Genomic DNA, 22,908 nt, shown 5'->3' with positions numbered 1-22,908 from the left:
CCCGCGATCGCCTACCGGGTGGTCGTGCGGAGGGCGGCGGCGAGCTCGTCGTCGTAGCTGGCGATCCGCTGCCCGTCCGAGGCGTACGCGACGAGCCGACCGTGCGCCATCGTCGCGGACCGGAACGAGAAGGTACGCGTGCCCGGGTAAGCGGCGAGCAGCGGAATGGCCCTGGGTGCGCCACCCGGAGCGGAGTAGTACTCCAGGCGGGTCACCTGCGGGGAGACCACGCCGTTGACCCGGACCTTGGTCTTCTCGGCGCGGGTGCCGAAGGTGACCGGCACGTCGGTGGCGTAGGCGGCGCATTCGGCCGGACCACGGCAGACGAAGAAGTATCGCGGGTTGACGACGTCGTCGAGGCTGTACGCCTTGAAGGTGGGGTCGGCCCCGGCCGGCAGCGGCTGCACGGCGAAGAACGCGACCGCCACCGTGGCCGTGACGCCCACCCGCAGCCAGGCACGGCCGGCGGCCGGTCGTCTGCTCGTGCGCTGGGCGGCAACGGCGACACCGCCGAAGCCGACGAGGCACAGGAGGCACACCCCGACGGCGCGGGCGTTCTCGAAGAGGAACTGCACCCCGGGCCGCGTCGAGATCGGGCTGAGCACCGCGCCCAACGAGACGACCATGGCGGCGAGCAGCGCCGCGCCGGCGGCCCGCTGGGTGACGCCGGAGGTGCCGATCAGGAGCATCGCGGCGAGCACCGGCCACACCTGGTGGTGGGTCCAGGACACCGGGGACGCGGCCACTGTGGCGCAGCCGACGAGCACGGCGGCGTGCCCGGGGCAGCCCTGCCGCGTCAACTGTCGGGCCCGGAGCAGCGCCGCCGCGCAGACCAGTGCCACCATGCCGGCCCAGAGCACTGGCAGCGCCGTCTCGTCGACGCCGACGCGCAGCAACATTCCGTGCAGGGACTGGTTGCCCAACGAGGCCAGATTGCCGATGCGCGAGGTCTGTCGCACGGTCTCGGTCCAGTAGGACCAGCTCTCCCGGGGCAGCACGATCGCGGCGAGCCCCGCGCAGGCCACGAACGTGGCCGCCGACCGGCCGGCGTCGCGGTAGCGCCCGACGGCGAGGAAGTAGACCACGAACAGCAGCGGGGTGAGCTTGATCGCCGCTGCCACCCCGACCAACGTCCCGCGCAGTCGCTGTGGAACGACGCCCAGCCCGTCGAGCAGGGCCATCAGCACGATGAAGATGCTGACCTGCCCGAAGCGGAGGTTGCTCTGCACCGGCGCGGAGAGCATCAGCACGGTGGCCGCCAGCGCCACGACGAGCGGGCGCCGCGCACGTCGCGTGGTCAGCGCGACGCCGACCGACCCAGCGATGGCGACGACCGCCGCGCACGTCGCCACCAGCCAGATCCCCTGGAGTACGCCCTCGCTGACGAAGGTGATCGGCCACAGCACGAGAGCGGCGAACGGCGGATAGGTGAACGGACCGCCGTTCTCCGCGACGAATTCGTACAGCGGCTTGCCGGCGTGCAGGTCGGACAGCGCACCGTAGTAGATGTGCAGGTCGGAGAGGCGATCCGGACGGCGCAGAACGAGCACACAGGACACCAGCGCGACGACGACGAAGGCCGCCCACGCCAGCGCCACCCGGCGATCCCGCATCGCCCGAGAATAGGCGACCGCCTTGGTCCGCGTGGGCCCCGTAACGGCAGACGCAGGGCTTCGGCCGGGTCAGGTCGTGGAGTCGGGCGACGGCCCTTCGGCGACCCGGACCACCCGGTGCGCCAGTTCGGTGCGCAGCCGGTGGACGTTCGGCGTGGTGGCGACCAGCGACACGTGGATCTCTTGCGGGCTCCGCCTGCGGGCCCTGGTCCACAGGCCCACGCGGCCCCAGTCCCAACGGTTCAACACCGGCCGGGTCCGATCCCGATCGGCGATGTCCACGACCAGGGTCGGACTGATCCGGCCCCGCACCTCGGCTCGGGTGAGGTCGGACCAGTCGACCTGGACCGTCCCGCCGCCAGGCACTGTCAGTTCGAGGAAGTCACGGGTCAACCGGAGCGGCAGCCCACCCTGACGCCCTAGTTGCACGGGGAAACGGACCGCCGCCAGCAGAAGTACCGGCCCGTGCGGAAGCGGGGAGTACCAGGGGTTACCGAACGCGACGCTGAGCAACGCGAAGGCCGGCAGGACCACCAGCCCCGCGCAGGCCACCCGGGCCAGCACCCGCCTGCGGGACCGCCGGAACCGGATCCCCCCTGCATCGACCTCCGTCACCACTCCTGCTCAGTAGCCACCCGTGAGCTGACGCAAACGCCCCACTTCTGCCCTCGGAAGAACGGGTGTCGCGGGTTGGGTGTCGATTCGTAGCCTCGGCCAATGGGGACGACGAGCAGCCCGGCGTACGACGCCCACGCGGACTGGTACGAGGGTTTCATCTCCGGCGGCGGCGACTATGTGCGGCGGGTGCACGCGACGGTGGCGGACCTGCTCGGCGTGGGAGAGGGGCCCTGCCTCGACATCTGCTGCGGTACCGGCGCGCACGCCTCGGTGCCGGCGGGTCTGGGCTGGACGCCGGTGGGCGTGGACCTGTCCGGCGGGCAGTTGCGGCACGCACGGGGGCGGTTGCCGGTGGCCAGGGGCGACGCGGTCGCCCTGCCAGTGGCCGACGCGTCGCTGCCGGCCGCGATGTGCGTGCTGGCCAGCACCGACCTGCCCGACTACCCGGCCGTGCTGCGCGAGGTCGCCCGGGTGCTGCGCCCCGGCGGGCGATTCGTGCACGTCGGCGTGCACCCCTGCTTCGTGGGCGCGTTCGCCGACTGGAGTCAACATCCGCGCGTGATCGTCGACGAGCGCTACGCCGACCGGGCGCACAGTTTCGACAGCTGGAACACGAGCGGCGTACGGGTGCGGGTAGGTGCCTGGCACGTGCCGCTCGCCGACCTGCTCACCACGACCGTGACCGCCGATCTCCGACTGGTCCGCGTCGTCGAAGCAGGGCCGGGCGGAGTTCCAGACCTGTTCGGCTTCCTCGCCATCCGCTAGCTCACCACCAGAGTCAAGATCTGCGCAACTCCGGGGAAGTTGCTGTCTCAGGACGGGTTGAGGCAGCAGTTTCACCGAAATAGCGCGGATCTTGGACCGCGCGGGGCGAGCACGGAGCGACAGCCGACAAAAACATCGCTGTGGCAACTTGCGCCGTAGTCCTGTTCACGGGACCCTGTTCTCTGGGTTGCCGCCCGCTCACCGAACGTGCCCCCGGAGGCGACATGCACACGCTCCGTACCGTGCCCCGCCGGCTGCTGGCCGGCTCCGGCGCGCTCCTGCTCGGCACCGCCCTCGCCACCGCAGCCATTCCGATCCCGGCCAACGCCGCGACCGGCGCGGACACCGTCGGATACGTCCGGCTCGCGCACCTCTCCCCGGACACCCCGGCGGTGGACGTCTATCTGGCCGCGCCCGGCGCGGCGAAGCCACGGGTCTTTCCCGGGGTCGGCTACGGCGTGGTCTCCGACTACCTCGAACTCGCGCCAGGCCGGTACGCGGTGGCCATGCGCGAGGCCGGCGCCCCCGCCACCGACCCTCCGGTGCTCACCACCGAGGTAGCGGTGACCAGCGGTGACGCCTTCACGGTGGCCGGTGTCGGCCGGCACGCCGACCTCGGCCTGCGAGTGCTCAACGACGACCTCAGCGCCCCCACGGACGGTCGCGCCAAGGTGCGGGTCGTGCAGGCGTCGGTGCGCACCCCGGTGCTCGACGTGGCCGCCGCCGACGGTCCGACGATCGCCGACGGGGTGCAGTTCGCCACCACGACCGACTACCAGCAGGTCGAGCCGGGCAGTTGGCGGCTGAAGCTGACGGGTGCCGGCGGGCCGAGCACCGACGCCGAGGTGCGGCTCACTGGTGGCGCGGTCTACTCGCTGCTGGTGCTCGACGCGAAGAAGGGCGGGCTCACCGCCGAGCTGCGCCGCGACGCCGAGGGCGGCACCGTCGTTCCCGCCGGTGGGGTGGACACCGGCGCCGGTGGCATCGCCGGGGCCGGGCTCGACGCGTACCCCCTGGTGGCCGCAGGTCTGGCCGCGGCGGCCGGCGCGGTGGCCCTGCTGCTCTGGCGTCGGCGGCGCACCACCTGGTGAGCGCCGGGCCTGACCCGTCGATCCGGCGGCACCGTGACCGCCGGATACCGCTGGCCGCGCTGGTAGCGGCCGGCGCGGCGGTCTGCCTGGCCGCCGGCACCGGGGTCGGGCTGGCCAACACCGGCTCGCCACCGCCGGTGGCGAGCTGGCACCCCGGCTGCGGCGACGACTGCCCGTCGGTGGCCGCCGCGCCCACGCCACAGGGTCCACCCACGCGGGTACGCGTACCGCGCATCGACGTCGACTCACCGCTCACCGTGCTGGGCCTGGACCGCGCCGGCGCGCTGATTCCGCCGACCGACTTCCACACCGCCGGCTGGTACGGCGGTGGCCCGGCCCCGGGCGACACCGGCCCGGCCGTACTCGCCGGGCACCTGGACTCACGACGCGGCCCGGCGGTCTTCGCCCGGCTCGGCGAGCTACGGCCCGGCGACCTGGTGGAGGTGTGGCGCGGCGGGCAGCCGTTGTCGTTCCGGGTGACCGGGTCGCTGCGTACCCGAAAGGACCGGTTTCCGACGGACGTGGTCTACGGGCCGACGCCCCGCGCGGAATTGCGCCTGGTCACCTGCGGGGGCGACTTCGACAGGCGGCGGGGCCACTACGTCGACAACGTGGTGGTGTTCGCGGTGACCGAGGCCCCCGACCCGATTCTGCCGACGTCCGCGGCAGGCTGAGCCGGGGTGTCAGAGGGGGCGGCGGCCGGCGAAGCCGCACTCGGCCCGGTGGTACCAGCGCACGTCGGAGTCACCTTCCAGCCAGCACCAGAGCACGGCGCGGCCGGCCCGCTCACCGGGGAAGTCGAGCAGCACCGGAGCGATGCCCTTGACCTGGATGTCGTGCTGGTGCAGCTCGTCGACGACGGCGTGCAGCCGAGCCTCCAGCGCCTTCACCTCGGCCAGCCCGCCGAGCGCGCTCACGCCGTGGTCGGCCAGGTCGACGCGCAACTCGGCCAGGTCGGCCCGGACCCGGATCAACTCGTCGACGCGCGGCTGCAGAGTGGCCACCAGGTGCCGGGCCTGGGCAAGTGTGAACACCCGGCCAGTATGCGGCACGTACGGCCCCGCAACGCGCCCCGATCGTTCAGTCGGCCTGTGCCGCCAGCTCACGGGCGCGATCCCGGGCGGCCTCCAGCGCGGCGAGCAGCGCCGCGCGTACGCCGTGCTTCTCCAGCTCACGGATAGCGGAGATGGTGGTGCCGGCCGGCGAGGTGACCGCCTCGCGCAGCTTGACCGGGTGCTCGCCGGAGTCGCGCAGCATCACCGCCGACCCGATCGCGGTCTGCACGATCAACTCGTGCGCTACCTGGCGGGGCAGCCCGAGCAGGATCCCCGCGTCGATCATGGCTTCGACCAGCAGATAGAAGTAGGCCGGGCCGGAGCCGGAGAGCGCGGTGACCGCGTCCTGCTGCGACTCGGGCACCCGGATCGTCTGGCCGAGCGGCTTGAACATCTCCTCGGCCAGCGTCAGGTGCTCCCCGGTGGCGTACGCGCCGGCGGAGATCGCGGTCATCGCCTCGTCGACAAGCGCCGGGGTGTTGGTCATCACCCGCACCACCGGGGTCCCGTCGGGCAACCGGCGGCTGAAGAAGCTGGTGGGCAGGCCGGCGCAGAGCGAGATGACGAGCTTGTCGGCCGGCACCTTGGGGCCGATCTCGTCGAGTAGCGCGGCGGCGTCCTGCGGCTTCACCGAGACGGCGAGCACCGCGGCCTCGTCCACCGCGGTCAGGTTGTCGACCACCCGTACGCCGTAACGGGCGGACAACTCCTCGGCGCGAGCGGGCCGGCGGGCGGTGGCCAGCAGCCGGTCCACCGGCCATCCCGAGCGCAGCAGCCCGGAGAGCATCAGCTCACCGATCTTGCCCGCGCCGATCACCGCGACCGTGTGCACCCCGGCTGACATGCGGCCCGTACCCCCTCGCATCGGGTCGCGGCGCGGCGGACCCGCAGGCCCGCCGCGCCGCCGACGATCGATCAGCTGCCGAAGAAGACCTCGGCCTCGGCGTACCGCTCCAGCGGCACGGTCTTCAGCTCGCGGGTGGCCTCGGCGAGGGGCACCCGGACGATGTCGGTGCTCTGCATCGCGACCATCTTGCCCCAGTCGCCGTCGTTGACGGCGTCGATGGCCTGCAGGCCCAGGCGGGTGGCGAGCACCCGGTCGAAGGCGGTCGGGGTGCCACCGCGCTGGATGTGACCCAGCACCACGGTGCGGGCCTCCTTGCCGGTCTTGGCCTCCAGCTGCTCGGCGAGCCACTGGCCGATACCGCCGAGGCGGACGTGGCCGAACGAGTCGAGCTCCTGGTTGGCGAGGACCATCTGGCCGTCGAGCGGCTGGGCGCCCTCGGCGACCACGACGATCGGGGCGTACTGGTGCTGGAAGCGCTTCTCGACGTAGCCGGCCACCTGGTCGACGTCGAACTGACGCTCGGGCAGCAGGATCACGTTGGCGCCGCCGGCCAGGCCGGCGTGCAGGGCGATCCAGCCGGCGTGCCGGCCCATCACCTCGACGACAAGCGTGCGGTGGTGGCTCTCCGCGGTGGTGTGCAGGCGGTCGATGGCCTCCATCGCGATGTTGACCGCGGTGTCGAAGCCGAAGGTGTAGTCGGTGGCGCCGAGGTCGTTGTCGATCGTCTTCGGCACGCCGACGACGTGCACGCCCAGCTCGTAGAGCTTGGTGGCCACGCCGAGGGTGTCCTCGCCGCCGATCGCGATCAGCGCGTCCACGCCCTGGGCGGCGAGGTTGTCCTTGATCCGCTCGACGCCGTTCTCGATCTTGAAGGGGTTGGTCCGGGACGAGCCGAGGATGGTGCCGCCGCGGGGCAGGATGCCGCGGACGTCGGCGATACCCAGGGGCCGGGACAGACCCTCGAGCGGGCCCTTCCAGCCATCCCGGAAGCCCACGAACTCGTGACCGTAAGTGGCGACGCCCTTGCGGACCACCGCCCGGATGACCGCGTTGAGACCGGGGCAGTCGCCGCCGCCGGTGAGCACGCCGATACGCATGATCCGCTCATCCTCCTGGAGCATCAGGTAAAGCCCGATATGCCCCAGGATATGTGTCAGGTCAGACCATCGGCGCCGTTGCCGGCCCGGGGCGGGCCGTCACTGCGCACTGTAGTCGGCCCCCCGCTACGGCGACAGCGCGCCCCGGCCGGTCCCCGCTCAGTAGGTCACCTCGTGGTTCTCGCCGGCCTTCGGAGGCCGGCCGGTGACCGCCGCCTTCGCGTAGCCGAACAGGTTCACCACCGTGCTGCTCGGCGAGTCCCAGTACTCGGCGGAGCTGGTGTGCACCTTGATCAACGTGAGACCGGGGGTGTCCAGCCCGTCCGGGAACCACGCCTTGAGCAGCGGGTTCCACAGCTGCTCGGCGCGGGCCCGGTCGAACCCCTCGGTGGCGGTGCCGGAGATCGACACCCACGCGTTGTGCCTCTGGTCGGAGAAGGCGACGTTGACCTCCGGGTTCACCCGGATCTGGCGGACCTTTGCCGAGTCGGCGTAGGCGAAGAACCACAACTCGCCGTCGAACTCCGCCTCCTGCAGCCCCATCGGTCGACTCACCTGCCGCCCGTCCAGAGCAGTAGTGGTGAGCATGCAGATCCGCGCGGCCCGGGCCAGGCCGGTGACCCGGGCGCGTGCCTCCGCGGCGCTGGTCGGCTGGTCGCTCATGGCAATCTCCCTCGGCTCGGCTGGTCGAACCGTTGCCCGGGACAGAACCGGTCAAACCTACGGCGGCCTGGCCACCACTCAACGGGCGGTCATCGCCCGCCAGCGGGCCAGATTGTGCCGGGCGTCGACAAGAGCGTCGTGCCGGGCCGCGTCCGCGTCCGGCAGGGGCGGCCGACCACGGTCGTCCCAGAGCTGCCGCAGCTCCTTGGTATAGCGGGGAATCTCCCGGGGCAGCGCCGGCATCGCACCCCAGAGCTGGGCGAGCACCACGTGGTCGTACGCGGCGAACCAGGCCCACAGCTCCAACTGCTCCCCCGGCCGGTCCCGGATCGGCTCGACCAGGAAGTCGTACAGGTCGTCGCGGATGCGCTCACGCGAGCGCCAGGCCCGGTCCGCCGGGGAGGGCAGCTTGTCCAGCACGTTGCGTCGAACCCACGGTACGGCGCGGGAGTCGTCGAACTCGGTGGAGACCGCGTAGAACTCGCGGCCGTTCTCGTCGACGACACCTATCGAGACGAGGTCGACGGTCGTGCCGTCCTCGATGAACTCGCAGTCGTAGAAGTAGCGGTAGACCATTCCGGGCATCTTCGCTCACCGCCGCACGGCCGCGCCCGGCGGGGCCCACCCGAAGGCGGCCGAGCCGTGGCGACACCTGGTGAACGGTACGTCGCACCTCGTGACGGTCACGGAAGTGCTTCGAGGGGTGTACAGCAAGCGACCGGACCGTCATGATCTGATGTGTACCGCTACCGGACGCCGAATCGGTGTCAGTTCACCTTGTCGGGGCCCATCAGGTTCGCCCGGTGAGCGAGTTGTGGTCCATGACCGGGGGAGGGGTTGGGCCGTGGAGGTTCGCCTGCCAGAGCCGGGTGACGCGCTCACGGGTGTTGAGATGTTCGCCGGGCTGGAGCCCGAGGTACGACAGCGCGTCATCGCGGCCGCAGTTCCGCGCACCTACCGCAAGGGCCAACTGCTCTTCGTGGAGAACGACCCCGGCGAGTCGCTGATCGTGCTGCGCCGTGGCGCGGTGGCCGTGTTTCGCACCGCGCCCACCGGCGAGCGGGCCGTGTTGTCGGTTATCCGTCCACCGGACGTGCTCGGTGAGGTCTCCCTGCTCGACGCGTCCACCCGGTCCGCCTCGGCGGAGGCCATTGAGGACTGCGCGGCGCTCGCGCTCTCGCGGGGCGCGTTCATGGAGTTGGTGCACTCCAACCCACGCATCCTGGACGCGGTGATGCGCTCACTGGGCGGGCTGATCCGCCGGCTCACCGAGCAGAACGCCGACCACGTCTTCCTCGACCTGCCCGGTCGGGTGGCGAAGACGCTGGTCCGGTTGGCCGGCGAGAGCCAGGCACCCATGATCACGATCGAGCTCAATCAGAGCCAGCTGGCCGAGATGGCCGGTGGGTCCCGGCAGAGCGTCAACCAGGCGATCGGCTCGTTCGCGAGCCGTGGGTGGTTACGTACCGAGGGCCGCCGGATCGTGGTGACCGACGTGGCCGCGCTGCGCCGCCGCGCCGGCATGGCCGACCGCTGACCGACAGGCCCGCCCGGTTCGTCGCCGGTCGGGCATCCGATCTGGACACGCGCCACCCGTCGCCGCCCGCTCCCCCACCCGTACACACGGCTGCGCCGGCTGCCACTGGCAGCCGGCGTCACCGTTCTCGCGGTTCAGCGCGTCGGGTTCAGCGGGTCGCGCCCGGCCAACGGGCCGCAGTCGACTGGTAACCGGGGCCCGCCCAGAAGCCCGGTCCGGCCCAGAAGCCCGGTCCGGCCCAGATGCCCGGTCCGGCCCAGCCGCTCGCGGTCGTGGTGGTCGTCGTCGTCGCCATGTCGTCTCCCTGGTCGATGGTGTGGTGCCTGTTGTGCCAAGGACGCTACGGCGTGGAACGTTGGGGCAAAATAGGACAAATCGATATGAATCACTGGCTGAAGAGCGGTTGTTGGCCTCCACGCCGCGCTGACAAGGTTGCCGCGCCCACCCCTGTTCCAGGGCCCCGCGCCGACATACCCGCAGCAGTGAGGAGCCACCGGTCATGTCATTACTCCGCGGCAATGTCGCATTTCGTCGGTACTGGTCAGCGCGCCTGGTGTCGTACACCGGCGACCAGCTGGCCCGGACGGCGCTGCTGATCGCCGTCTACGACCGACACGGCGGCGGCGCGGTCGCCCTGCTACTACTGGCCTCCACGGTGCCCCGGCTGCTCGGACCGTTGCTCGGCGCCCTGGCCGACCGCTTCGACCAGCGCCGACTGATGATCGGTTGCGACACCGCCCAGGCGTTGACCTACCTCGCCGTCGCGCTGCTCGCACCGCCCCTGCCCGTCCTGTTGGCGCTGATCACCGCGGCTACCACGGCCGCCACCGCGTTCACTCCCGCCGGGCGCAGCCTGCTACCCCGCCTGGTCGAACGCGAACAACTGCCGGCGGCGAACGCGCAACTCGCCACGGGCGTCAACATCGGGATCGCTGCCGGGCCAGCCGTCGGCGGTCTCCTGCTGGCAACCCTCGGGCTGACCGCCACGCTGCTCGTGGACGCGGCGACCTTCGTGCTCTCCGCGCTGCTGATCGGCGGAGTCCGGACGCTCTCGGCGACCGGGACCACCCGCCGGTCCGAGCCACTGCACACGGTGCTGCGCGAGGGGCTGCGAGTGGTCCGGGGGCACCGCGTCGTCCGCGCGGTCTCGGTAGGTTTCCTGGTGATGGTGATGTTCGCCGCGCTCGACAACCTCGCCATCGTCCCCCTCGGACGCGCCGAACTGGGCGCCACCGAGGTCACCATCGGTCTACTGGGCACCGCCTACGGCGTCGGCATGGTGCTCGGCCCCATGTGTCTGGCGAGAACCGGCGTACGCATCCGGATGGACCTGGTCCTCTACGGCGCCCTGCTCGCGCTCGGGGCCGGAACGATGGTCACCGGCCTCAGCCCGGTGATCGCGCTCGCCATCGCCGGTCAGGCGGTTGCCGGTGTCGGGGCGGGCTGGCACAACGTCGCCGCCGACACCCTCATCCAGCAGAACGTGCCGGCCGAACGGCTCGGCGTGGTGTTCGGCACCGTCTACATGTTCCCGTACGCGGCGGAGGCGTTGGCCTACGCCGTCGGCGCACCGCTGTTGGCGGCGGTCGGACCACGATGGGTGCTGGTCATCTCGGGGCTGGGTGTGCTTGCCACCCTGGGGCTGATCGCTCCCCTACTCACCCGGGCCCTGGGGCTACGGCTGCCGACACCGGGGCGGTTCGCGGCGGCCAACGGGTGAGGCCGTACGACAGATGCGGCCGGCGGACCGTTGGCCCGCCGACCGCACCCGGGCGATCAGTTCTCTTTGCCGTCGGCCGGCGGCGCACCCGGCCCCGGACCGATCTTCTTCGGGTCGGTCGGCTTACCAGCCGTGGACGTGCTCGACGAGGTGGTCGTGGTCTCCCCCGACCCGCCCGACTGACCCTCAGGCTCTTCCACCATGCCCTGCTCCTCCAGTTCGGCGAGAGTGACCGCATCGACGTCGATCGTGTCGCCCGGAGCCCACAGCGTGCCACCCGGATCGGTCCACGAGGCGGACAATCGTACTTGCACGGCACTCTCCCTGACATGAAACTTCCTGGTACGGAACACTAACCCCGACCGATCGATGACGTTGGCCGTCCGCACGTCGGGTACCCGACTGGGCAGGCTGGACGCGATACTGACCTCTTTCGCCCACGGAGCTGAACATCGACCTCAAGTGTGGACACTGCGCCCGCGCGGCCGGGCCGGACGACCGCTTCTGCGGTGGGTGTGGCCAGCCGCTCGGGGTCAACTGTGCGCACTGCGGGCACGCCAACAGCACCGAGGTCAACTTCTGCACCAGCTGCGGCCAGCCGCTGCGGGACCACGTCGTCGTGGTGCAGGAGGACCGACGTCAGGTCAGCGTGCTCTTCGTCGACATCGTGGACTTCACCAGGTACGCGGAGCAGGCCGACCCGGAACAGGCCCGCGGCCTGCAGCAGACCTACTTCGCCACGGTCCGCCGGATCGTGCACCAGTACGGCGGGGTGGTCGAGAAGTACATCGGCGACGCGGCGATGGCGCTGTTCGGCGCGCCGGTGGCCACCGACAACGACGCGTTGCGGTGTGTCCGCGCCGGCCTGGAACTGCAGCGCAGCCTGGCCCGCCAGCCCGCCGGTCCGCAGCCGCCGCTCGGCTTCCGGGTCGGCATCGCGACCGGCGAGGCCCTGGTCGACCTCTCCGCCACCCGCGACGGCGGGCAGGCCTTCGTGACCGGGGACGTGGTCAACACGGCCTCCCGCCTGCAGGGGTTCGCCCCACCGGGCGGCGTCGTCGTCGACGAGAGCACCTGGTCGGCCACCCGACACGAGATGGAGTACGCCGACCAACCACCGGTCACCCTGCGCGGCCGGTCGGCGGTGAGCCGGATCTGGCTGGCCGTCCAGGTCCGACCACATCGGGACCCGCGCGGCGCCGAGCTGACCCCGATGGTGGACCGGGAGCACGAACGCGGCCTGCTGGTCAACGCGCTGCACCGGATGGTGACCGAGCGAACCTCGCAGTTGGTGACGGTGTTCGGCCCGGCCGGTGTGGGCAAGAGCCGGCTGCTGCGCGAGCTGGCCCGGCACGCCGGCAGCATGCCCGGCCCGCCGGTCACCTGGCTCGTCGGGCAGTGCCCACCGTTCGGCGAGAACGTCACCTGGGCCGCGCTGTCGGACATCGTGAAGACCTGGGTGGGCGTGCCGGAGGTCGATGACCCGGCCGCGCTGCGCGATCGGCTGCGTGCCCGTCTGGGGCAACTCGCCGACCCGCATGCGACCCGGCTGGCCGAGGCGCTCGGGCCGCTGATCGGCGTACCCGGCGAGCGGCTCACCCCCGGCGAGACCGAGGCCGCCTGGCGGCGGTTCCTGCTCGCCCTGGCGGCCACCGGCCCGACCGTGTTGGCCTTCGAGGACATGCACTGGGCGGACCAGGCGATGCTCGCCTTCGTCGAGCAGTTGGGCGCGACTGCGCGCGGCGTTCCGCTGCTGGTCGTCGCGACCGCCCGGCCGGAGCTGCGGGAACGGCACCCGTCCTGGACCGGCACGATCAGTGGCGCGATGTCCATCTCGGTGCCACCGATGCACGACACCGACATCGACACGCTCTACTCGCTGCTCCTCGGGCAGTCGACGCTGCCCTCCGGCTCGCGTACCCCGCTGATCGAGTTCGCCGACGGCAACCCGCTCTACGCCCAGGAGTACGCCCGGATGCTGCTGGACGGCGGCCTGCTCGACGCGGTCAATTCGGCCGCCCGCCCCGACCTCGACGGTGGCGCGGAGATGCCCCGCACGGTGCAGGCGGTCATCGCGAACCGGCTCGACCTGCTGGACCCGGCCGACCGGGCGGTGCTCCAGGCCGCCGCCGTGGTCGGCGTGGTGTTCTGGGCCGCGCCGGTGGCGATGGCGCTGGGGCGGCCGGTGGAGTGGGTGGAGCGCGCGCTGGACCACCTGCAACGTCGCGACCTGGTGTACGAGCAGAGCACGTCCACGATGCCCGGTCAGCCCGAGTACCGGTTCCGGCACATTCTGGTGCGCGACGTCTGCTACCAGCGGCTGCCCCGGGCCGAGCGGGTGCTGCGCCACCAACGTACCGCCGACTGGATGGCACAGCTCACCGACGGCCGGCAGCACGACCTGGCCGAGGTGCTGGCCCACCATCGCTGGGCGGCGCACGAGATCGCCCGGACCGTGGGGCTGGACACCGCCCCCTACGCCCCGCCGGCGCGGGCCGCGCTGCACCGGGCGGCCCGCCGGGCGTACGAGCTGCACGCGCTGGACACCGCCGCCGCGCTGGTCGGCCGGGCGCTGGCGCTGGACGTCGGGCCGGACCCGGCGTTGGAGCTGTTCGACGCCGAGCTGGCGCTCTTTCGGGACGGCGACGCCTTCCTCGTGGCGGGTGGCACGGACACGCTCACCCGGCTGGCCGAGCGGCTCACCACGAGCGGCGACCGGACGGGGGCTGCGCGCGCCTGGACGCTGCTCGCCACCGCCGCCTGGAGTCGGGCCGACCGTTCGGCGACGCTGCACTACCTGGACCAGGCGATCGGCATCTACGGCGACCTACCGGACAGCCAGGAGAAGGCGGGCGCCCTGTTGGAGCTGGCCCGGGTGCACATGCTGAACGCGGAGACCGAGCCCGCGTGCACCGCGGCGCGGGCGGCAGCGTCCCTGGCCGAGCGGCTCCAGCTGCGCGAGGTCCAGGCCAACGCGCGGATCACCCTGGCCGTGGCGCGCTACCTGGCCGGCTCCGCCTCGGCGTTCCCGGAGCTGGCGGAGGTGACCGAGCACTGCCGGGTGGAACGGTTGACCAGTCGACGCCGGGCGGTGCAGAACCTGGCCTGGGCGTTGCAGGAGGAGGGCGACCTGGCCGGCTCGGCCCGGTTGGTCGACGAGCAGCTCACCCTCGACCTGGGCGGCGAGCACAGCCTGGCCACCAGCTTCGCCGACCAGTGGGCGCGGTCGTACTACGCGGGTGATTGGACGGCGGCGCTGGCGATGGCGGCGGAGTCGACCCGACGGCCGACCGCGGAGTGGGATCTGCACATCGTGGCGGTCTCGGGTTGGATGCGCGGGCTGGCCGGAGCCGAGCTGGTGGCAACCGTCGGGCCGGACGGACCGGCAGGGACCGCCGGAACCGCGGGGCCGGACGGAGCGGGTGGGAATCTGGTCGAGCAGGCGCTGGTCGCGGCGCGCCGTAGCGGATTCCACCGGGTGCTGCGCTCCACCCTGGCGCACGCCGCGCTGTGCCGGGCGGTGCAGGGCCGCCGCGACGAGGCGATGGCGCTGCTCACCGAGCTGGACGAGGACTGGCGACGGACCCGGATGATTCCGTTCGCGGAGTGGGTGCCGGCCGTCGGGCACGTGGCCGGGGTGCTCGGCGCGGACGCCGCCCGGCTGGTCCGGCAGATGCTCGACCGGGCACCCCGGATGACCCCGTGGGCGCACGCCGCCGCTCAGGTCGCCGACGCCACGCTGGCCCGGCAGGCCGGAGACGCCTCGACCGCGGCGAACCTGCTGCGCGAGGCTGCGGCGAGCTACGCCCGGATGACCGACGTGACCGACGAGGTCATCACGCTGGCGCTGGCCATCGGCCCGCTGGCCGAGACCAACCCACCGGTCGCAGCGGCGACCCGCGCCCGCCTGCACGACTTCGCCACCCGTCACCACGCCCCCAGCCTGCTCCACCTGCCCTGAGCGCCGAGCGCGCCGGCAAAGCGGCGGTCAGGCGGCCAGCGGCGCCGGGACGGGCTGCTTGAGCTTCTGGGCGTAGATGTCGACGTACTCCCGGCCGGAGAGCTCCATCAACTCGTACATGATCTCGTCGGTGACCGCGCGCTCGACGAACCGGTCACCGGCCAGACCGGCGTAGCGGGAGAAGTCCAGCGGCGGCCCGAACCGGATCTTCACCCGGTCGATCTTGGGGATGAGCTTGCCCGGCGGCTGGATCTCGTCGGCGTTGAGCATCGCCACCGGCACCACCACCGCGCCGCTCTCCAGGGCGAGCCGAGCCACCCCGGTCTTGCCCCGGTAGAGCCGCCCGTCCGGGGAGCGGGTGCCCTCGGGATAGATGCCGGCCACTCCCCCGGCGCGCAGCACCTGCAACTGGGTGTCCAGGGCGGCGCGCGCGGCCTGGCCACCGGAGCGGTCCACCGGAATCGTGCCGGTGCCGACGAAGAACATCTTGGTCAGCCAGCCCTTGACTCCCTTGCCGGTGAAGTACTCGGCCTTGGCGACGAAGGTGACCTTCCGGGCGGTGATCAACGGCGTGAAGATCGAGTCGGAGAAGGAGAGGTGGTTGCTCGCCAGGATCACCGGACCGGTCGCGGGCACGTTGCGCAGGCCCTCCACCTGCGGCCGGAAGATCAGCTTGAGCAGCGGACCGAGGATGACGTACTTCAGCAGCCAGTAGAGCACCGGCGTCCTTTCCGTGGTGTGCCCGCGACAGCGCCAGCCGTCGTCGCCGCAGAGCCTACGAAGCAAGCGCTCCCCCCACAACGAACCACCCCCACCCCCACCCCCACCCCCGCCCCCCGCCCCACCCCACCCCGCCCACCCCCGCCCCGCCCCACCCCCGCCCCGCCCCGCCGATCATGGAGTTATGGTGGGCGACAGCTCCACGTGCGCCCCTTTTGTGAGGCACCACAACTCCATGATCGACCCGGGCCAGGCCGGACGCTCCTGGCGATCTTGCAGTTTTGGTTGCCGGATGGGGTGGATGGTTTATATGTCGCCGCAGGAAGTGCAAGATCGCGGGGCTCGGGGCGGGTTGTCGACGGGGAGGTGAGCAGCGTCATCTGCCGGGGCCTCCTGTTGGCAAGTGATTAGCAAGAACGGACATAGGGCCCCCGCCGCGACCTGCGGGAGCAGCCGTGACTTTGGAAGACGCGACACAACGCACTCCCGGAACCATGCCCTGACGTGTCACGATTCAGAGCACGGCGTGCGGATGGGCGCTGAAGGGCAGAGGTGACCGCGCCGGAAGGCGCGTTAAGGGGGATGTCCGGGTGTCAGCGGGTGGGGCCCGCCGGGGACGGCGGGACAACGGGCTCGACGCGAACGAGTACGCCGTTGTCGGCGACGTCGATCCGCGCGTCGGCGAGCACCTGCTGGACGTGCTGGCCGCCGGCGGGATCGCCGCCTACCTCCAGCCCTCCGCCGACCTCAACCCGGTCACCCGCACCACCACCGTGCCGGCCCGGCCGGTCGACCGGCTCTACGTCGACCGCTCGCACCTGACCACCGCACGGGACTACCTGACCCAGCTCGCCGACGAGAGCACTCCGGAGCAGCCACCGGCTCGCGACGAACCGGACATCGACGCCGAGTGGGCACGGATCGTCGCGGGCTTCCACACCACCTCCACCCCCGGTGACCACCCGTGGCCGGCCTCGGAGGACGTGGACGACCAGGACACGCGGGACGACCCGACCCCCGGGTCGCTGACCCGCTCGGGCACCGACGAGCCCGGTCCGACCGCCACCGACGTTCGCCGACTGCCGTCCGCCACTGACATCTCCGGGATCTCGGTGGGGCGCGGCACCCGACCGGACGAGCCCTCGCTGCTGGACGGGTTGGACACCTTCGGCGCCGACCTGCCCGACGACGAGGACGACGAGGGTTACCACCCACCGCCACCGCCGCCGCTGCCGCGGGTCAGCAAGTACGCGGTGATCGGCGTGCTCGGGGTGGTCGTCGGGTTCGTGCTGTTCCTCTTCCCGTGGCTGCTCCCCATCGACCGCTCGGCGGTCACCCTGTTCGGGTTCACCGGCATCCTGGCCGGTTTCGTAACGCTGATCTGGCGGCTGCGCCCCGGCGACGAGGACGAGGACGACCCGGACAACGGCGCCGTCGTCTGAGCCCGGCCCGCATCCCGGGACGTCACCGACCCGCCGTGCGCGTAACAGTGGTGTAACTTACTGTCAGTAGGAATACCGCTGTACGTCACTTCCCCCGCTGACTGACCGGTTTTTCCTTGCTCGCGGCGGTCAGTCCTCTGCTGATCGGAATGCCCGAGATGCGACAGAGTTCTCTCGTGGTGGTGGCCAACCGCCTCCCCATCGACGACAATCAGGCCCCCGACGGGGCCTGCGAGTGGCGGCGCAGCCCAGGTGGGTTGGTCAGCGCACTGCACCCCCTCCTGCGGCACACCCCGGCGACCTGGGTCGGCTGGGCCGGCGGCACCGGGCCGGCCCCTTCGCTGCCGGACGTGGACGGCGTGCGGATGCACACCGTCGCGCTCAGCCCGGAAGACCTGCGCGACCACTACGAGGGTTTCGCCAACGCCACCCTCTGGCCGCTCTACCACGACTCGGTGGAGCAGCCGCAGCACCACCGCCGGTGGTGGGAGGCGTACCAGCGCGTCAACCAGCGCTTCGCCGAGGCGACCGCCGAGGTGGCCGAGCCGGGCGGCGTGGTCTGGGTGCAGGATTACCACCTGCAACTGGTCCCCGGTCTGCTGCGCGCGCTCCGCCCGGACCTGCGCATCGGGTTCTTCCTGCACGTGCCGTTCCCGCCGCCGGAGCTCTTCATGCAACTGCCCCGCCGGGCCGAACTGCTGCGCGGCATGCTCGGCGCCGACCTGGTCGGCTTCCAGCGGGTGCAGGCGGCGCACAACTTCGCCCAGCTGGTGACCCGGGTGCTGGATCTGCCGGCCACCGACCGGCGGATCGGCGTCGACGACCGCGTCGTCCGCATCGGCGCGTTCCCGGTGTCCATCGACACCGCCGAGATGGCCGCGCTCGCCGACCGCCCCGACGTGGCCGCCCGGGCCCACCGACTCCGTCAGGACCTCGGCGATCCCCGGCAGGTCGTCCTCAGCGTGGACCGGATGGATTACACCAAGGGCATCGAGCAGCGCCTCAAGGCGTACAGCGAGTTGCTCGCCAGCGGCGACGTCAAGGTCCGCGACACGGTGCTGGTGCAGGTCGCCATGCCGAGCCGGGAACGCGTCGGCCAGTACCAGATCCTGCGCGAACGCATCGAACGCGAGGTCGGCCGGATCAACGGCGAGTTCGGCCGGGTCGGCGAGCCCGCGATCCACTACCTCACCCAGCCCTTCGACCGGGCCGAGCTGGCCGCGCTCTACCGGGTCGCCGACGTGATGGCGGTGACGCCGCTGCGCGACGGCATGAACCTGGTCGCCAAGGAGTACGTGGCCGCCCGGGTCGACGACACGGGCGCCCTGCTGCTCAGTGAGTTCGCCGGCACCGCCGCCGAACTGTCCCAGGCGTACCTGGTCAACCCGCACGACCTGGAAGGGCTCAAGCAGGGCCTGAGCGCGGCCCTGCGGGCCAGCCCGGCCGACACCACCCAGCGGATGCGGGCCATGCGCGCCCACCTGCACCAGCACGACATCCGGGCCTGGGCCCGCTCCTACCTCCGCGCCCTGGACGAGGGCGGCGCACTGGTCGGTCGCCTCACCAGCACCGACACCGGCTCCGACGGCGCCGCACGGGTGCCCCGGCCGACCACCCCGACCGGCAGCCCGGCGGTCCACCAGGCCGGCGGCTGACCGGCGTCGGGCTCGCTGCTCAGTGCGCCGCGGGCTCCTTCTCCAACCAGTCCAGGATCGCGTCGATCGGCTCCGCCCACCGTGCGTCCAGCATCAGGTCGTGGCCCATCCCGGGGAACAGCAGCGGCGCCGACCCGAACCTGCGGGCCACCCGGGTCAACGTCGACGCCGGCACCACCCGGTCGTCCGGGCTGCCCAGCACCAACACCGGAGGCGCGCCCACGGCCGCCTCGGCCTCCGGCTCACCCAGCAGCGCCCACTGCGCCCGCCGACCCGCCCGACCGAGGCGTCCGACGTACCGCCGGGCCTCCTCGTCGGGCAACTCGCGACTGAACAGCTGCCCCCGGTTGAGCCGCAACGGCCCGCCGAACACCGCCGGCAGCGTACCGGCGGGGTTGCGGCGCAACGCCGCGCCCAGCACTCCCCAGCCACCGAAGACCGGCGCCACCAGGACCGCGCCCCGCGCCGGGTAGCGGGCCAACGCGTGCGCCACCACCAGGGCCCCGGCGCCGTGCCCCACCAGCACCGCCTGCCGCGGCAGGCTCGCGGCCACCTGGACCACATCGTGGGTGTACGCCCGCAGCGTCGCCTCCGGCGCCGGCTCGCTGCCACCGTGCCCGCGCAGGCTCACCGCGTACGCCGGGAACCCCCGCGACGCCGCGTGACCCAACCAGTGCTCGGCGAACGCCCACGCGCCGTGCCCGAACCCGGGAACGAAGAGCAGCGGCGGACGCCCCTCCTCCAGCTCGGGGATCGCGCTGAGCACCTCCCGCCGGGCCGGCCGGACCGGGCGCGACCACTCCCGGCCCCGCATGATCCGCAGGTCACTCACTGGTCTGCCTTTCGTTCGCGACTGCGGGGCTCGCAAGCTCACTCCTCGCGCTCACCGTGCCAGCCTTTCGTTCGCGGACTGCGGGGCTCGCAAGCTCACTCCTCGCGCTCACTTACCCTCCAGGTCGAGGAGGGCTCGCTGGACGGCGCGCAGATAGTCGGCGTGCCCGACCTCGAACCAGTGCCGGCTGCTCTCCTTGACCGGCCCGGAGTACCGCTCCCCGGCCCGGTCTCGCACCCGCTGCGCGAACGCCGCGGCCCGCTCCGGCCGGTCCCGGCGGGCCTGGAGCAGCCGGGCGAAGAGCACCGTCTGCCAGTGCGACAGGGTGAACAGCCCGGACTCCGGCTGCAACAGGCCGGCGACGGCCAGGGTCGGATGCCCCGGCGTGAACGCGTTGAGCCACAGCGTGGGCCGACCCGCGCCCGCGCTGTCACCGAACACCGACGCGTCGAGGAACTCGAAGCGCGGCAGGTACCCGGTGGCGAAGACGACCACCTCGGGGTCGATCTCGCGGCCGTCGGCCAACTCCACCGCGTACGGGTGGAACCGGGCGATGTCCGGCACCGGGGCGATCCCGCCGTGGCCCACGTAGTACACGAGCTGGCTGTTCGCGATCGGGTGCGTCTCGTACACCCGGTGGTCGGGCTTCGGCAGGCCGAAGCGGGTCAGGTCGCCGACGGTCAGCCGCAGCGTCCAGTGGTAGAGCCACTGCCGCACCCGCAGCGGCACCCGCAACGCCAACAGGGTGTCGTTGACCTGGTCGGCGGGGCGGCCGAGCACGTACTTCGGCGCGTACCAGTAGCCGCGCCGGGTGGAGTGCCAGCAACGCGACGCCTGCTGAGCGGCCTCGACGGCGATGTCGCAACCCGTGTTGCCGGCGCCGACCACCAGCACCCGCTTGCCACGCAGCTGCGCCGGGTCCTTGTAGGACGACGCGTGCATGATCTCGCCACGGAACTGTTCGAGGCCCTCGTAGCGGGGCAGCTTCGGCGACCAGTTGTGGCCGTTGGCGATCACCACGGCGGCGTACCGGGCGGTGCGCTCGGGGCCGTACCCGCCGGTGGAGCGGGTCGTGACGTCCCACCGATCCCCCTCGACGGGCTGGACCCGGATCACCTCGGTGCCGAACCAGATGTGCGAGCGCAGATCGAAGTGGTCGGCGTACCGCTCGAAGTACGACAGCACCTGACCGTGGTGCGGGTAGTCCGGCCAGGAGTCCGGCATCGGGAAGTCGGGGAACTGGGTGAACGGCTTCGACGAGATCAGGTGGGTGCTGGCGTACACCGGGCTGCGGTCGTGCCGCCAGTTCCAGGCGCCGCCGACGCCCGTCTCCCGCTCGTAGCAGTCCACGCCGAACCCGTGCTCGCGCAGGTTCTTGATGGCCGTCAGGCCGCTGGCCCCGGCCCCGATGACGCAGACCGTGTCGCCCCGGTCGGAGACCGGGCGGCCGTCGCTGTTCGCCGCGGGCGAGGTCGCCTCCGGGTCGGGCCGGCCGTGGTCGGTGGAGGTGGACACCGGGGAGATCTCCTTTTGGTACGGCAGGCGTGCCGGTCGCCGCGAAATCCTCTCCACAACCGAGCCGGATGTCCAGTCCTGGAACGGACGCGTCGACGGTCGAGCCGGGGCCGGGGGTCAGCCGGTGGCGGGCAGGAGTAGGTCGACCAGGACCGGGAAGTGGTCGCTGGCCCGGCGGGTCTGCGGGGTGTCCACCACGTCGTAGTCGACAACTGTGATCCGCGGGTCGACGAAGAGCGCGTCGATGCGTCGACGCGGGTCGGCGCAGGAGTAGGTGAGCCGCTCGGCCCGGTCGGCCGCCACCGCGGCGTCGGTCAACCCACGCGACACGGTGGCCCAGGCGGGCCCGTCCGGACCCTCGTTGAGGTCCGCCCCGGCCAGCACCGGGCTGGTCGCCGCGTCCAGGCCCCGCTTGAACTCGGCGGCCTGGGAGGGCCGCTCGGCCGGATCGGTGGAGAGGTGCGAGCCGGCGAGGGTGAACTGGGCGTCACCGACCCGGCAGTCGGCGTACGCGGCGCCGCGCAGGTGCCGGCCGGGGGTCAGCGGGTAACGCTGGCACCGGGTGCCCCGCACCTGGACCCGCAGGCTGGTCAGCAGCAGGTTGCCCAGGGCGGGCAGCCCACCGGCGGCCACCACCAGACCAAACGAATCGGCCAACGTGGCGGACTTCTGCCGCCACCGGAACCGGCGCGGCCCCTCCTGCACGATCACCACGTCCGGCGTCGCGGCCCGGACCACCGCCGCCAGCGCGGCGGTGTCGTCGCGCTGGCTGTGGATGTTGTACGACACGACGCGCAGCGGCACACCCATCCCGGACCGCCTCAGATCCGGCGGGCCAGGTCCGCGGCGCCGATCACACCGGCGCTGTTGCCCAACTCCGCCGGGAGCACCTCGGCCACCGGCAGGCGACCGCGCTGGGCGAGCGCGTCGAGGTACGAGCGGCGCGTGGGGCCGAGCAGCAGGTCACCGGCGTCGATCACACCGCCTCCGACGACCAGGGTCTGCGGGTCGAGGATCTGCGCCATGTCGGCGAGGCTGGTGCCCAGCCACCGGCCGATCTGGGCGAACGCCTCGGCGGACACCGGGTCGCCGCCCTGCGCGGCGGCGGTCACCATCGGGCCGGTGATCGCCTCGGCCTCACCGCCGGCCAACTCCAGCAGGGCGGTGGCCCGGCTGGGCTCCTGCCGGGCACCGGCCCGGGCGAACCGGACCAGGGCGCTGCCGCTGGCGTACTGCTCGATGCAGCCCAGCCGGCCGCAGCCGCACTGGTGCCCGTCCGGCACGGCCAGCATGTGGCCCAACTCCGCGGCGATGCCGTGCGCGCCGCGCATCAGGTCGCCACCGAGGACGATGCCGCCGCCCACACCGGTGCCGATGGTGAACATGATCATCGAGTCGTCGGCGTCGCGGGCCGCGCCGTAGCGGAACTCGGCCCACGCGGCGACGTTTCCGTCGTTCTCCACGATCACCGGCAGACCGACGGCCTCGCTGACGTACTCGCGCAGCGGTTCGTCACGCCAGGCCAGGTTGGGGGCGAAGAGCACTGTCGAACGGCTGGCGTCGATCCAACCGGCCGCGCCGATGCCGACGGCCTCGATGGTCCGTCCGGCGGCCAGTTCGCCGACCAGCTCGATGATGACGTCGCGGGTCTTGGCGACGTCATCGGCGGGAGTGTCCCGTCGGGTCTGCACGAGGACCGCGCCGGTGTCGTCCACGACCCCGCCGGCCACCTTCGTGCCACCGACGTCGACTCCGATGGTCAGCGTCACCGCTGCCG

At 72.2% G+C, this 22,908-nt stretch carries 22 protein-coding genes and 1 pseudogene; 9 read left to right on the top strand and 14 right to left on the bottom strand.

Going from position 1 to position 22,908, the window contains the following annotated elements:
• Positions 1 to 11 precede the first annotated feature (11 nt).
• Positions 12 to 1,613 carry a glycosyltransferase 87 family protein gene (locus ACLQ3B_RS02245; protein ID WP_425776868.1) on the bottom strand — a complete coding sequence of 534 codons (1,602 nt, stop codon included), beginning with the start codon at positions 1,611 to 1,613 and terminating at the stop codon, positions 12 to 14.
• A 69-nt stretch (positions 1,614 to 1,682) separates the two neighbouring features.
• Complete coding sequence (locus ACLQ3B_RS02240) at positions 1,683 to 2,228, bottom strand: hypothetical protein (RefSeq protein WP_425776866.1); 546 nt, start codon at positions 2,226 to 2,228, stop codon at positions 1,683 to 1,685.
• Positions 2,229 to 2,330: 102 nt separating this feature from the next.
• On the opposite strand from ACLQ3B_RS02240, the gene ACLQ3B_RS02235 reads away from it, so the two are divergent.
• The 3 genes from ACLQ3B_RS02235 to ACLQ3B_RS02225 all read left to right on the top strand — a co-directional run bounded on the left by ACLQ3B_RS02235 (position 2,331) and on the right by ACLQ3B_RS02225 (position 4,761).
• A complete protein-coding gene (locus ACLQ3B_RS02235) occupies positions 2,331 to 2,996 on the top strand; it encodes a class I SAM-dependent methyltransferase (RefSeq protein ID WP_425776864.1) in 666 nt (221 codons plus the stop codon).
• Positions 2,997 to 3,220: 224 nt separating this feature from the next.
• Complete coding sequence (locus ACLQ3B_RS02230; RefSeq protein ID WP_425776862.1) at positions 3,221 to 4,087, top strand: DUF4397 domain-containing protein; 867 nt, start codon at positions 3,221 to 3,223, stop codon at positions 4,085 to 4,087.
• Positions 4,084 to 4,761 carry a class F sortase gene (locus ACLQ3B_RS02225; protein ID WP_425776861.1) on the top strand — a complete coding sequence of 226 codons (678 nt, stop codon included), beginning with the start codon at positions 4,084 to 4,086 and terminating at the stop codon, positions 4,759 to 4,761. The genes ACLQ3B_RS02230 and ACLQ3B_RS02225 overlap by 4 nt, the downstream gene beginning before the upstream one ends.
• 9 nt (positions 4,762 to 4,770) lie before the next feature.
• Here the strand turns inward: ACLQ3B_RS02225 and ACLQ3B_RS02220 are convergent, their stop codons facing one another.
• The 5 genes from ACLQ3B_RS02220 to ACLQ3B_RS02200 all read right to left on the bottom strand — a co-directional run bounded on the left by ACLQ3B_RS02220 (position 4,771) and on the right by ACLQ3B_RS02200 (position 8,325).
• On the bottom strand, positions 4,771 to 5,121 hold the full coding sequence (locus ACLQ3B_RS02220; protein WP_091407586.1) for a DUF2203 domain-containing protein: 351 nt from the start codon (positions 5,119 to 5,121) through the stop codon (positions 4,771 to 4,773).
• 46 nt (positions 5,122 to 5,167) lie between these two features.
• Complete coding sequence (proC, locus tag ACLQ3B_RS02215) at positions 5,168 to 5,986, bottom strand: pyrroline-5-carboxylate reductase (RefSeq protein WP_425776859.1); 819 nt, start codon at positions 5,984 to 5,986, stop codon at positions 5,168 to 5,170.
• 71 nt (positions 5,987 to 6,057) lie between these two features.
• The gene (locus ACLQ3B_RS02210) at positions 6,058 to 7,086 is read right to left on the bottom strand and encodes a 6-phosphofructokinase (protein WP_110564192.1); all 1,029 of its coding nucleotides are present in this window, start codon (positions 7,084 to 7,086) and stop codon (positions 6,058 to 6,060) included.
• 159 nt (positions 7,087 to 7,245) lie between these two features.
• Positions 7,246 to 7,749: a pyridoxamine 5'-phosphate oxidase family protein gene (locus tag ACLQ3B_RS02205; protein WP_425776857.1), complete on the bottom strand. Its 504-nt coding sequence runs from the start codon at positions 7,747 to 7,749 to the stop codon at positions 7,246 to 7,248.
• Positions 7,750 to 7,827: 78 nt separating this feature from the next.
• Positions 7,828 to 8,325 (bottom strand): polyadenylate-specific 3'-exoribonuclease AS, encoded by a 498-nt coding sequence (locus ACLQ3B_RS02200; protein ID WP_425778005.1) that lies wholly within the window; start codon positions 8,323 to 8,325, stop codon positions 7,828 to 7,830.
• Positions 8,326 to 8,593: 268 nt separating this feature from the next.
• On the opposite strand from ACLQ3B_RS02200, the gene ACLQ3B_RS02195 reads away from it, so the two are divergent.
• A complete protein-coding gene (locus ACLQ3B_RS02195; protein WP_091407574.1) occupies positions 8,594 to 9,286 on the top strand; it encodes a Crp/Fnr family transcriptional regulator in 693 nt (230 codons plus the stop codon).
• A gap of 148 nt (positions 9,287 to 9,434) precedes the next feature.
• Here ACLQ3B_RS02195 and ACLQ3B_RS02190 read toward each other — a convergent pair whose 3' ends face one another.
• Positions 9,435 to 9,581 carry a hypothetical protein gene (locus tag ACLQ3B_RS02190; RefSeq protein ID WP_425776855.1) on the bottom strand — a complete coding sequence of 49 codons (147 nt, stop codon included), beginning with the start codon at positions 9,579 to 9,581 and terminating at the stop codon, positions 9,435 to 9,437.
• Positions 9,582 to 9,785: 204 nt separating this feature from the next.
• Here ACLQ3B_RS02190 and ACLQ3B_RS02185 point away from each other — a divergent pair, with 204 nt between their 5' ends.
• Positions 9,786 to 11,006, top strand: coding sequence for an MFS transporter (locus tag ACLQ3B_RS02185; protein ID WP_425776853.1), 1,221 nt, complete (start codon positions 9,786 to 9,788; stop codon positions 11,004 to 11,006).
• Between the two features lie 56 nt (positions 11,007 to 11,062).
• On the opposite strand, the gene ACLQ3B_RS02180 is transcribed toward ACLQ3B_RS02185, so the two are convergent.
• Positions 11,063 to 11,320 carry a hypothetical protein gene (locus tag ACLQ3B_RS02180; protein WP_196925348.1) on the bottom strand — a complete coding sequence of 86 codons (258 nt, stop codon included), beginning with the start codon at positions 11,318 to 11,320 and terminating at the stop codon, positions 11,063 to 11,065.
• A 131-nt stretch (positions 11,321 to 11,451) separates the two neighbouring features.
• Between ACLQ3B_RS02180 and ACLQ3B_RS02175 the strand changes: the two are divergent.
• Positions 11,452 to 11,541 (top strand): annotated as a pseudogene (locus ACLQ3B_RS02175) (hypothetical protein); the annotation flags it as partial.
• 84 nt (positions 11,542 to 11,625) lie between these two features.
• Positions 11,626 to 14,967 carry an ATP-binding protein gene (locus tag ACLQ3B_RS02170; RefSeq protein ID WP_425776851.1) on the top strand — a complete coding sequence of 1,114 codons (3,342 nt, stop codon included), beginning with the start codon at positions 11,626 to 11,628 and terminating at the stop codon, positions 14,965 to 14,967.
• A gap of 27 nt (positions 14,968 to 14,994) precedes the next feature.
• Here the strand turns inward: ACLQ3B_RS02170 and ACLQ3B_RS02165 are convergent, their stop codons facing one another.
• Positions 14,995 to 15,687 carry a lysophospholipid acyltransferase family protein gene (locus tag ACLQ3B_RS02165; protein WP_425776849.1) on the bottom strand — a complete coding sequence of 231 codons (693 nt, stop codon included), beginning with the start codon at positions 15,685 to 15,687 and terminating at the stop codon, positions 14,995 to 14,997.
• 590 nt (positions 15,688 to 16,277) lie between these two features.
• Here ACLQ3B_RS02165 and ACLQ3B_RS02160 point away from each other — a divergent pair.
• On the top strand, positions 16,278 to 17,129 hold the full coding sequence (locus ACLQ3B_RS02160; protein ID WP_425776847.1) for a DUF308 domain-containing protein: 852 nt from the start codon (positions 16,278 to 16,280) through the stop codon (positions 17,127 to 17,129).
• A 158-nt stretch (positions 17,130 to 17,287) separates the two neighbouring features.
• Positions 17,288 to 18,784 (top strand): alpha,alpha-trehalose-phosphate synthase (UDP-forming), encoded by a 1,497-nt coding sequence (locus tag ACLQ3B_RS02155; protein ID WP_425778003.1) that lies wholly within the window; start codon positions 17,288 to 17,290, stop codon positions 18,782 to 18,784.
• A gap of 19 nt (positions 18,785 to 18,803) precedes the next feature.
• Here ACLQ3B_RS02155 and ACLQ3B_RS02150 read toward each other — a convergent pair whose 3' ends face one another.
• The 4 genes from ACLQ3B_RS02150 to ACLQ3B_RS02135 form a co-directional block, all read right to left on the bottom strand.
• Complete coding sequence (locus tag ACLQ3B_RS02150) at positions 18,804 to 19,598, bottom strand: alpha/beta hydrolase (RefSeq protein WP_124821181.1); 795 nt, start codon at positions 19,596 to 19,598, stop codon at positions 18,804 to 18,806.
• Positions 19,599 to 19,724: 126 nt separating this feature from the next.
• Positions 19,725 to 21,131: a flavin-containing monooxygenase gene (locus ACLQ3B_RS02145; protein ID WP_425776845.1), complete on the bottom strand. Its 1,407-nt coding sequence runs from the start codon at positions 21,129 to 21,131 to the stop codon at positions 19,725 to 19,727.
• 117 nt (positions 21,132 to 21,248) lie between these two features.
• Positions 21,249 to 21,941: an endonuclease/exonuclease/phosphatase family protein gene (locus tag ACLQ3B_RS02140; protein ID WP_425776843.1), complete on the bottom strand. Its 693-nt coding sequence runs from the start codon at positions 21,939 to 21,941 to the stop codon at positions 21,249 to 21,251.
• 11 nt (positions 21,942 to 21,952) lie between these two features.
• On the bottom strand, positions 21,953 to 22,900 hold the full coding sequence (locus ACLQ3B_RS02135) for an ROK family glucokinase (RefSeq protein ID WP_425776841.1): 948 nt from the start codon (positions 22,898 to 22,900) through the stop codon (positions 21,953 to 21,955).
• Positions 22,901 to 22,908: the final 8 nt, after the last annotated feature.

Origin of the sequence: Micromonospora sp. DT53 (genome assembly GCF_049841535.1) — a bacterium.
GTDB lineage: Bacteria > Actinomycetota > Actinomycetes > Mycobacteriales > Micromonosporaceae > Micromonospora.
This window is presented reverse-complemented; position numbering and strand designations above follow the sequence as displayed.